The sequence below is a fragment of the Synechococcus sp. H60.1 genome, assembly GCF_047462335.1.
Lineage (GTDB): Bacteria > Cyanobacteriota > Cyanobacteriia > Thermostichales > Thermostichaceae > Thermostichus.
On sequence record NZ_JANSJA010000035.1, the window covers coordinates 9801 to 19001 of the forward strand.

10 protein-coding genes are annotated in these 9201 nt (G+C 60.0%); 4 read left to right on the forward strand and 6 right to left on the reverse strand.

Going from position 1 to position 9201, the window contains the following annotated elements; genetic code table 11:
* Positions 1–138 precede the first annotated feature (138 nt).
* The gene (locus NW852_RS01670; protein ID WP_414365651.1) at positions 139–1050 is read left to right on the forward strand and encodes a histone deacetylase; all 912 of its coding nucleotides are present in this window, start codon (positions 139–141) and stop codon (positions 1048–1050) included.
* Here NW852_RS01670 and NW852_RS01675 read toward each other — a convergent pair.
* The 3 genes from NW852_RS01675 to speD form a co-directional block, all read right to left on the reverse strand.
* On the reverse strand, positions 1047–2198 hold the full coding sequence (locus NW852_RS01675) for an NAD-dependent epimerase/dehydratase family protein (protein WP_414365650.1): 1152 nt from the start codon (positions 2196–2198) through the stop codon (positions 1047–1049). The two genes, NW852_RS01670 and NW852_RS01675, sit on opposite strands and share 4 nt — an antisense overlap.
* Before the next feature lie 72 nt (positions 2199–2270).
* Entirely contained in the window at positions 2271–3209 is a 939-nt protein-coding gene (locus tag NW852_RS01680) for a spermidine synthase (protein ID WP_414365649.1), read from the reverse strand.
* Positions 3210–3237: 28 nt separating this feature from the next.
* Positions 3238–3696 (reverse strand): adenosylmethionine decarboxylase, encoded by a 459-nt coding sequence (gene speD, locus NW852_RS01685; RefSeq protein WP_414365648.1) that lies wholly within the window; start codon positions 3694–3696, stop codon positions 3238–3240.
* Between the two features lie 524 nt (positions 3697–4220).
* Between speD and NW852_RS01690 the strand changes: the two genes are divergently transcribed.
* Genes NW852_RS01690 through NW852_RS01700 form a run of 3 tightly spaced genes read left to right on the forward strand, consistent with a single transcriptional unit; the run spans position 4221 to position 5946 of the window.
* The gene (locus tag NW852_RS01690; protein ID WP_414365647.1) at positions 4221–4763 is read left to right on the forward strand and encodes a DUF3110 domain-containing protein; all 543 of its coding nucleotides are present in this window, start codon (positions 4221–4223) and stop codon (positions 4761–4763) included.
* A gap of 49 nt (positions 4764–4812) precedes the next feature.
* Positions 4813–5538: a hypothetical protein gene (locus NW852_RS01695; protein ID WP_414365646.1), complete on the forward strand. Its 726-nt coding sequence runs from the start codon at positions 4813–4815 to the stop codon at positions 5536–5538.
* A gap of 33 nt (positions 5539–5571) precedes the next feature.
* Positions 5572–5946: a hypothetical protein gene (locus tag NW852_RS01700; RefSeq protein WP_414365645.1), complete on the forward strand. Its 375-nt coding sequence runs from the start codon at positions 5572–5574 to the stop codon at positions 5944–5946.
* Positions 5947–5969: 23 nt separating this feature from the next.
* Here NW852_RS01700 and NW852_RS01705 read toward each other — a convergent pair whose 3' ends face one another.
* From NW852_RS01705 to larE, 3 genes are all read right to left on the reverse strand, one after another.
* On the reverse strand, positions 5970–6251 hold the full coding sequence (locus tag NW852_RS01705; protein ID WP_414372214.1) for a DUF1830 domain-containing protein: 282 nt from the start codon (positions 6249–6251) through the stop codon (positions 5970–5972).
* A 266-nt stretch (positions 6252–6517) separates the two neighbouring features.
* Positions 6518–8338, reverse strand: coding sequence for a DUF3769 domain-containing protein (locus NW852_RS01710; protein WP_414372215.1), 1821 nt, complete (start codon positions 8336–8338; stop codon positions 6518–6520).
* A 48-nt stretch (positions 8339–8386) separates the two neighbouring features.
* The coding region (larE, locus tag NW852_RS01715) for an ATP-dependent sacrificial sulfur transferase LarE (RefSeq protein ID WP_414426417.1) at positions 8387–9201 on the reverse strand (815 nt) is incomplete at its 5' end.

Consider the following 9201-nt stretch of genomic DNA (forward strand, 5'->3'; position numbering starts at 1 on the left):
GTGCGGGATGTGGTCAAGCAGAAGCTGCAACAAGCTTCTTTTGGCGTTGACCCCTATGCGGGATCCATGTCGGAAGCTTTTTACGGGTAGAGGAGCACGGGCTTAGGCTAGACTGCGAGAACATTGCCTCGCCCTGGTATGTTGCCCGTCTACTATTCAGAGACCTTTCTTCGCCACGATACGGGCCCCTTTCATCCCGAGCGCCCGGCTCGACTGCAGGCCATTGTCAAGGCGCTGCGCAGCGCTTCTTTTGCCGACTGCCTGGAGTGGCGGGATCCCCCCTTGGCCGATCTTGCGGAACTGGAGCGGGTTCACCCGCGCTGGCACATTCAACAGGTGGCCGAGTTGGCCGCGAGGGGCGGGGGACGCATCGACGCAGATACTTCCGTTTCCGCAGCAAGCTTCGAGGCGGCGCGCTTGGCGGTGGGAGCCTGGATTGCTGCTTCGGCCTCGGTTTTGGCCGCAGCTCAGCCGGCTTTGGTGCTGTGTCGCCCGCCGGGGCATCACGCGGAGCCGGAACGGGCAATGGGGTTTTGTCTCTTCAGTAACGCCGCCATTGCCGCCCTCTGGGCCCTGGATCAGCCGGGGGTGAGGCGGGTGGCAATTTTTGATTGGGATGTGCATCACGGCAACGGCACGCAGGCGGTGGTGGAGCGCCACCCTCAACTGCTCTATGCCTCCATCCACCAGTTCCCCCTCTACCCCGGCACGGGCTTGGCCCAGGAAACCGGGATCCACGGCAACCTCTGCAATGTGCCGCTGCCTGCTGGGTCGGATTGGTCGGCCTATAAAAAGGCTCTCGATGAGAAGGTTTTGCCCTTCTTGCGAGCCTTCCAACCGGATTTGCTGCTGGTGAGTGCGGGCTTTGACTGTGCCAAAGGGGATCCCTTGGCCAGCATGCTGCTGGAGCCGGAAGATTTTGGCCGTATGGCCCGCCTTTGCCTGGAGGAGGTGACCTGCAAGACCGTCTTCGGCCTAGAAGGGGGCTATGACCTGGAGAACCTGGCCCGCGGCTGGCTAAGCCTAGCTCAAGCTTGCCTGAAGGGTTAGCCTTTCCACTTCACCTTGGGCAGGATCTGCCGCACATCCACCCGGTCTTTGTACTTGAGAGCAAAGTTGAGCAGCGAGTCCAAAAGGGAGTCAGACAGATAGTGGGGCTGTAGGCCCAGGTCTAGGAGCTTGGTATTTTTGGCGTTGTAGTAGTGCTCCTCCAGCTCGACACGGGGGTTTTCTAGGTAGTTGATCTCCACCTTCAGCCCCATGGTGGCTCCGGCTTTTTGCACCATCAGCGCCAGTTGCTCCACGCTAAATTGCTCCGTAAACTGGTTCATCACCCGAAACTGGCCCGGCTCAGCGGGATGGGCGATGGCCAACTCCACACAGCGCACCGTGTCACGGATATCCAGGAAGCCACGGGTTTGGCCCCCCTTGCCGTACACTGTCAGCGGATGGCCCACTGCGGCTTGAATGCAAAAGCGGTTTAGGGCCGTACCGAACACGCCATCGTAGTCGAGGCGGTTGATCAGCACCTCATCCATACCAGTTTCTTCTGTCAGCACGCCGTACACCACTCCTTGGTTGAGATCCGTGGCGCGCAGGCCCCAGACGCGGCAGGCGAAGTGGATGTTGTGGCTGTCGTGCACCTTGGAGAGGTGATACATGGAACCCGGCTGCTTCGGATAGGGCAGGGTGTCCTTGCGGCCGTTGTGCTCGATGGTGATGTACCCCTCCTCGATGTCGATGTTGGGGGTGCCATACTCACCCATGGTGCCCAGCTTCACCAGGTGGCAGTCGGGAAACTCCTCCTTGATGGCGTAGAGGATGTTCAGGGTGCCCACTACATTGTTGACCTGGGTCATCACCGCATGTTCGCGGCTAATCATCGAGTAGGGAGCAGAGCGCTGCTCGCCAAAGTGGACAATGGCCTCCGGCTCAAAGCGACGCATGCAAGAAATGAGGGCCTCGTAGTTGGTGACGTCGCAAACGAAAATGGGAATATCCTTGCCGGTCAGCCCCTTCCAGCGATCCACCCGCTGTTCGAGCTGGGCAATGGGCGTCAGGGTAGAAACCCCTAGCTGCAGATCCCAGAGGCGGCGCACGTAGGAATCAAGAATGGCCACCTCATAGCCCCTGTTGGACAGGTGTAGGGCCGTTGCCCAGCCACAGTATCCGTCACCACCAATAACCAGGACTTTCATCAGGGAAGCGAAATTCGGCTGCTCACGAATCTACCAAGTTATGGCACCGAAGACAAATATCTCAGGATCCCATTAATCAACCTGAGGAGGGTTGTCTAGGGTGTAGACGGTGGTCTCAGCAGCAATGGCGCGGCGCAGGTGGGCGGGAACCTGGTAGAGTCCCAGGAGGGTGATGCCATCGATGAAGCGCAGCGCTCCGCGGGCGGGATCCAGGTGTTGGGCCAGGATCTGATCCACCTGTTCGGGCTCCGGCCTGGAAGAGATGGGATCCTGGGCTGCCAGGGCAAACCCCAGCGGCCCGCCGTAGGTGGGGGCGTAGATAGCGTAGGGCTGCACAGCAGCAAACACCGTTTTCAGGGTGTGAACGATGCGAGTGTGCTGCCACAACTCTACCGGCCCCGTCGGCCCAGCTTGGATGACAAAAGCCCCAGCGGGCCGCAACTTCGAGTGGATCTGGCAAAAAAACTCCTGGGTAAAGAGGCGGTAGGCCGGGCCGGACTCAATGGGATCCGACAGATCGGAAAGGATCGCGTCCCAGACCGGCTCCGTCTGGTGAAGAAAATCCAAGGCGTCAGCGATCACCACCTCTGCCCGCGGATCCTCAAAGGATCCTTGGTGCATTTCCGGCAGATGCTCTCGACAGGCCTCCACCACCTCCCCGTCGATGTCCACCATCACCACCTGCTCCACCGAGCGCCAACGCAGCACCTCCCGCAGCGTCGCCCCCTCCGCACCGCCCAATATCAACACTCGCCGCGGGATCCCACCCGCCTGGACGACCTGCACCAGGGCCGGGTGAACCAGAGCCTCGTGGTACAGGAATTCGTCCACGGTGGTGGACTGCCAGTGGCCATCCAGCATCAGGCCCTTGCCGTAGGCTCCCGTCTCGGCGATAAGCATCTCCTGAAAAGGGGTTTTTCGGTAGGCCAGAATGCGCGTGATGGCACGGGCAGTGTAGTCCCAGGGGGTGAAGTACTCCTGTGCCCAGAAGAAGCTCTTTGGGATGTTCATAGAACCCCTTACAAAAAGCGGCGGGATCTCAGCGCCTTCGTCTGGCCGTTTCACAGCTCAGCGCTTCGGGAAAATCCGCCATCTCTTCAACAGGTACCGCATCCGTGGTTCGGCGAGGCAGCTTGCGCAGCGAATGCCGCCGCGCTTGAAACACCTGGATCAAGTATTCACAGGCTGCTTCGGGCCGCGTGTGGCGACCACAGGTGAACACATCCACCGCTGCATAGCCCGCTTCGGGCCAGGTGTGAATGGAGATATGGGATTCTCCCAAAAGGGCCAGCGCCGTGATCCCCTGTGGCTCAAATGGATGGCAAAGCTCACCCAAGAGGGTGGAGTTGGAGCGTCTTGCTGCCTCCCGCAAGGCCTGTTGCACAAGGGAGACATCATCCAGAAGTTTGGCCGGGCAGTCGTAAAGCTCTAGGATGCAGTGGATCCCAATCAGAGCCAGAGACCTATCCCCTAATTGGCCAGATAGTGTGTGCAGCATACTATCCCCTAATTGGCCAGATAGACTACCGAAGCCGTGCGAACAAAAAGCACAGCTTTACCATCTTCTCATAGATGCAGCTAGATTACACCCCGCAACGGCTTTTTTCTTAACTGAGAATTAACCTTGACGTTCTCTGCAGCCCTGCTAGCTTGCTCCCGCGCAGCGGTAGAGCAGCGATTCTTTCACAACTTGCAGTAGCTGCTGGCAGGCAACCTCTACTTGCTGTGCCACACCATTCTTTGCCGCTCTGACCGATTTGCCTATCCAGTTGGCCAAGGGCCTCGGCTAGCCAAGGCGCTCGCCTGAGATCCAGGCACAAAAAGGGATCGCGATAGCTGCCCACCCCGCTGGCGGCATCTCGAACGTGGCGCAAGGGGAATTGTTCAGCAGTTCCGCTTCCTGCCCAACGACCGGCTGACAGTGCCGGGGATCCCTGGAAGAGTCCCCCTCTCAAGGTTCCCAGAGCGGTTAGTCTAGACTGTGGACAGTTACGTTCCTCTCAATCAGAGCAGAGGCTGTCGATGGACACCACCGAGGCCCTCCAAGTTCTCAACCTGCCGTCGGATGCCAGCGAACGGGAGATCCGGAGGAAATGGTTGCGAGAATATCAAACCCTCAGTACCGCCCTCTTGGAGCTGGAGGACGAACGGCAAAGACCCTTGCTGGAGGCGCAACTGGCGCGGCTCAACGAGGCACGGGATGTGTTGCTCAGCGGCGGATCCCAGGCTGAGAAGGAGTTGGCTTGGGCTAGCCCAGAAGACTTACCCCCCCAGGTCATCGTGCTGCTTTACCAAGCCAATGGCCAAGAGGGGATCTGCACACGCCAGATCGGGGGGCAGGACATTGTTATTGCGTTTGAGAGCGCCTTCGGGGCGAAAAAATATGCCCAAAGGCTGGCCCAGCAGGGGCTGCCCAAGCCGGTGGCCGAGCGCTTTGATACCCAGGAGATCGTTGATTTTTGTCGCGAAGGGGGCTACGGGCTGATGGTAGTTCCAGCCAGCGAGGTGCTGGAGCCGCTGGAGGAGAGTACGGAAGCCGCGCGGAATTGGCAGGGCAAATCCTGAGGAGCTGCACTTCAGTCCGCTCACCCAGGTTGCGTTGAGAGGGTCTTCGATGATCACTGCTGAGCCGATCTCTGCAGAAGAGTTTCGCCAGATCATGGACGCGGATCTGGAGGCTTCCTGTGAGGCTTTTGGCCTGAGGGGAGAGTACCTGCGCCTGCAACAACAGCAACTGCGCTTCTGGGGCATGCTGGCCCTCTGCCTGTTGGTGATTGCTCTGGTGATCTTCTTGGGGATGCGGGATCCCGGCTATTGGCTGCTGTATGCAGCAGCCGTCCTGTTGCTGGGGGTGGTTTTGCTGGGGCTATTGTGGGCCAGCCTGGAGCTACAGCAGAGCCTGCGCCGCATCCGCCAGCGCTGGCAAGAGGCCCATCTCCTCAGTAGCTCACCCAAGATCATGGAGTTTGCCAGCGACTTAGCTCGCAAGGTAAAAGAGTACAACCGCTGGGTGCAAGAGCTACAACAGTCGCTGGAGGGGGGCCAGTATTGGCGAGATTTTCGCCAACTGAGTGAGGCCGAGCAGAGGTATATCCAGTCGCTCTTTTTGCAGGTGCGGGCCCAACTGGTAATGGCGCTGCAGGTGTGCAGAGCTTTAATCGAGAATCCACAAGCCTCCGTAGCTCAGTATCTCAACCAAATGGTTGCCCGGGATCAGCAACTGTTGGAACAATTTGTCGCCAAAAACTTGACTGCCAACCGCTACGTAACCATGGCCCGCGAGCTATCTGCCCTGGAGGCAGATTTGCAAAGCCGCCTCAGAGTCCTGGGATCCCAGTGATAGTCTGGTGGGTCGATGTTCGGCAGCTTGTTCATGAGAAGCAGAGGCACCGCAGCGCTGTACATCCTGCTGGGTTTGGGCCTGCTGGGGTGCGGGGATCCCAACGTGCCGCTGACCCAGCCGCCTCCTGATGCTTTCCGGGTCAGCACCCCGCGCCCCCCGCGCTTGGATCTCTATCCCACGCCGCCGCCAACGCCCACCCCTACGCCGACGTTGCCCCCCGGCTTGCTGGAGCTCACGGCCCGTTGGCTGGGGATCCCGTGGCTGCCGCAGCGGCGCGAGACCAGCCCGGTGCGGTTGAGCGCCCGCTTCCTCGATATCCCGTTGCCGCCCAAGCCTCGCCCCTCACCCCAGCCTTCCCCTACTCCGACAGGGGAAGAGGAGAAGCAGCAAAGCCACAAGACCTAGGTTCTGCTCTGCGGCCTGGAAACCTAAGCGACCACCGTCAGCGGCTCCGTTTCTCGTACGCGCAGCTTTTCGCAGGGGATGATATCCGTCAAGATGGAGCTGGCCATCATGCCCGTATGGATCTCCAGCTTGGCTCCTGGCACCGCCTCGAACAGCAGCCGCTGCCCAGGAAAAACCACCCGCTCAAAGTACCAGTTTTCAATGTTGGTAATGCGAGCCACCTGGATTGAGCTGGTCGCATTGATGTAGCTACAGGTTATTCGCTCTGCTTGTTTTTTCGCGGGGATCGCATCGAGGGTCTGCATAATAGCTCACCAGCCTGCCTTGCTCAGCTTATTATCCACGCTAGCACCGTCTGGGGATCATTGCGGTAGCCCTCGATACGGCGATCCCAACTGACAAAAATAGATCCCAGAAGAGTTCTGTATTTTATCTTACCGTTTCGATTCCAAAACTCCCTTTGGAGGCGAGGTGGATTTAGACGGGGATCCCTTCTCGAAGCGTCGCAATTGCTATAGAAAATCTCCAGATAGTAGTAGTCGAGATTTTTTCCTTTCTCAGGACTCTGAGATCAAGGCTCGTCAAGGCTTGAGCCGGTCACCGGCCTTGGCTGAGCTGGGCTGGGTTCCCAGTTCAGGCCCTCCACCCGCAGCTCCAGAGCCCCTGACTGGCGCACCGGATTGTATTGCAAGCTAAATCCATAGGTGCGGCGGTCGTAACCCAGGCGGTAGGTGATGTCCACCTGCTGGCCTGACTGCAGATCCACCGTCGTCTCTGCCCCTACCCGCAACGGACCATACAGTTGCTGTAAAAAGCCCAAAACAAGCTGCTCCCGCGTGGTGATGCGGTCAAACAAAAACGGCGAGGCTCCGGCCAAAAAACCGTTGGAGTAGGTCACCCTCAGGTTGGTGTAGTCGAAGGTATTGGCCGCAAAAGCCCCGATCACCGCGTCGAGGCCGATGCTGCCGGCAGTATAGCTTTGGGTGCGCCCATTGGAGTAAAACGACTGGCTGCTGCTGACGCCGGTGTTGAGCCAGATTCCCTGTTCGATGGGCAAAGCGGAAAAGCGGGGCGGCGGATCCGACGCCGTCTTAGGGGGTCGCCAGAGGGGAAAAGAACGAGTTAGGGCTGCCCCCAGTTGCAGTCGGGCGAGCTGGATGCGCTCGGTGGTCTTGGCCAAGGCCAGATCGGGATCGGTGTCGATGTTGCCGAATTGTCCCAGGGCGTCGATGTAGTCGGCGGCTATGCGGTAGCTGAAATCCAAACCGGTGTTGCCGAGGCGGAGGGTGGGCGAGCTGTAGCTGGCACCAAGGCGATTCTCCACAATCTGGAACCCCAGCCGCCCGCTGAAAAAACGCTCCTGATACGCATAGGTGTAGGTGACTTGGCCGCCGTTGCCGGTGGTAACGCGGTGTTCGACCTGAGCCCGCAAGCGCCGGGCAAACTCCTCGAAGACGATCCCGCGCAGCTCGGCAAACAGCGAGGTTTGGGCATTGGCTTCCGGTTGCCGCCAACGAAAATCAGCCCGCAGCCCGATCCCATCGCGGATCCCTTGATCGCTGCCCCAAAGGCGTTGCGGATACAGTTGTGGGGAGAGCACCAGGCTGAGATGGGGATCCTGCAGCAGCTCGAAGTTGGCCTGCAGGATCAGGCCGCGCCGCAGCTCTTCCCGGTCGAAGTCATCGTAGAAAATGCTGACCGGAGGCTGACGGTTCAATGAGTCGAAACGCAGCCGAATGGGCAGGGGCAGAAACAAGACCTGGTCGAAAACCAGTTGGCCAGCTTCGGCAATCAACAGGCTGGAACCATCCGCCTGCAAGGTAGAGGTCGCCCGCGGGCTGCGGATCTCCAGCTCTGGCGGATCGAGAGGGTCATTGGTCAGCCGCACCTGCTCTCCTTCCCAGTTGTTGGCATCGAAGCGGATGCGAACGGCGCGAAAGCGCACCAGCCGCTGCGGCGAGAGGGCTGCTGCCGGAGAGCCGCTGGCCTGCAACTGGCCAATATCCACCTGCCCGAAGGCCTCTTCCAAAAAGCCCTGCTCCCGCCCAAAGTCGTATTCCAGCCGGGATCCCTGGATGCGCTGCTGATCCAACTCGATGGAAACGTTGCCCTCGGCCACCGCTCGCCGCTGTTGCAGCTCGATGCGCAAGCGATCTGCCCGCAGCACAGAGCGGCCCAGACGCATCTCCACGTTGCCCTCGGCCAGGAAAACCTGCGCCCGCTGGTCGAAGGTTTGGCGATCCGAGCGCAGCCGTAACGTGCGATCCGCAAGGGCGTCAGTCGTAGCCCCTGGCGGAGCAGCTGCCACCCGGCCTTTCTGGGCTGAGGCAGGAGCAGCCGTTGCCAGACCAAACACCCCCAAGCAAAGCCAGAGCCACCAAAACCCTTTCATATTCCCCTAAACCTGGCACAAAACTTTAGCCCAAGCCCCTAGGCTGGCTCAGCCCGTTGTCGGCGGGGGAGGGTTGAGGGCGCGGTTGAGCTTGCCGCTGCGGTAGCCCTCCAAATCGAGACTGACGTAGAGATAACCAAAAGATTGCAGGGCCTTGACCAGCGCTGCCAGATCGGTTTTTTGCACAAATTCCACGATTTGATGAGGGGGCAGTTCGATGCGGGCAGTATCTTTCTCGGAGCGCACGCGCACCTGCTCCCAGCCCAAGCTGCGCAGATAGCGCTCTGCCGCCCCCACTCGACGCAGCTTCTCGGCGGTGATTGCCTCGCCATAGGGAAAGCGGGAGCTGAGGCAGGGCTGGGCCGGTTTATTCCACCAGGGCAGACCCAGGTGGCGAGAGAGTTGCCGCACCTCCAGCTTGCTCATCCCCACCTCTGCCAAGGGAGAACGCACGCCTCGCTCTCGGGCCGCCTGCGCTCCCGGTCGATAGTCGGCCAGATCGTCGGCGTTAAGGCCATCTGCCACGTGGTCGTATCCCTGAGTTTTAGCCACCTGGCGCAGGGTGTCGTGCAAGTGGCTTTTGCAGAAGTAGCAGCGGTTGGCAGGGTTGGCAGCGTAGCGGGGATCCTGCAACTCGTGAGTCTCGACGATCTGGTGGCGAATGCCGATGTATTGGGCTTGCCGGATGGCCTCCTCCAGATCTTCAGGCAACAGCGCCGGGGAAGCGGCGGTGACGGCCAGGGCCTGCTCCCCCACCTGATCCCAGGCCAGTTTGGCCACCAGGCTGCTATCGACCCCGCCTGAGTAGGCCACCAAGACCCGCCCCATCTCGGCGAAGATTTGGACAAGCTGGTGGAACTTGC

Bases quoted from the DNA above. Each gene is read 5' to 3' on its own strand.
- NW852_RS01670 (WP_414365651.1), top strand. From the start codon at position 139: ATGTTGCCCGTCTACTATTCAGAGACCTTTCTTCGCCACGATACGGGC.
- NW852_RS01675 (WP_414365650.1), bottom strand. From the start codon at position 2,198: ATGAAAGTCCTGGTTATTGGTGGTGACGGATACTGTGGCTGGGCAACG.
- NW852_RS01680 (WP_414365649.1), bottom strand. From the start codon at position 3,209: ATGAACATCCCAAAGAGCTTCTTCTGGGCACAGGAGTACTTCACCCCC.
- speD (WP_414365648.1), bottom strand. From the start codon at position 3,696: ATGCTGCACACACTATCTGGCCAATTAGGGGATAGGTCTCTGGCTCTG.
- NW852_RS01690 (WP_414365647.1), top strand. From the start codon at position 4,221: ATGGACACCACCGAGGCCCTCCAAGTTCTCAACCTGCCGTCGGATGCC.
- NW852_RS01695 (WP_414365646.1), top strand. From the start codon at position 4,813: ATGATCACTGCTGAGCCGATCTCTGCAGAAGAGTTTCGCCAGATCATG.
- NW852_RS01700 (WP_414365645.1), top strand. From the start codon at position 5,572: ATGAGAAGCAGAGGCACCGCAGCGCTGTACATCCTGCTGGGTTTGGGC.
- NW852_RS01705 (WP_414372214.1), bottom strand. From the start codon at position 6,251: ATGCAGACCCTCGATGCGATCCCCGCGAAAAAACAAGCAGAGCGAATA.
- NW852_RS01710 (WP_414372215.1), bottom strand. From the start codon at position 8,338: ATGAAAGGGTTTTGGTGGCTCTGGCTTTGCTTGGGGGTGTTTGGTCTG.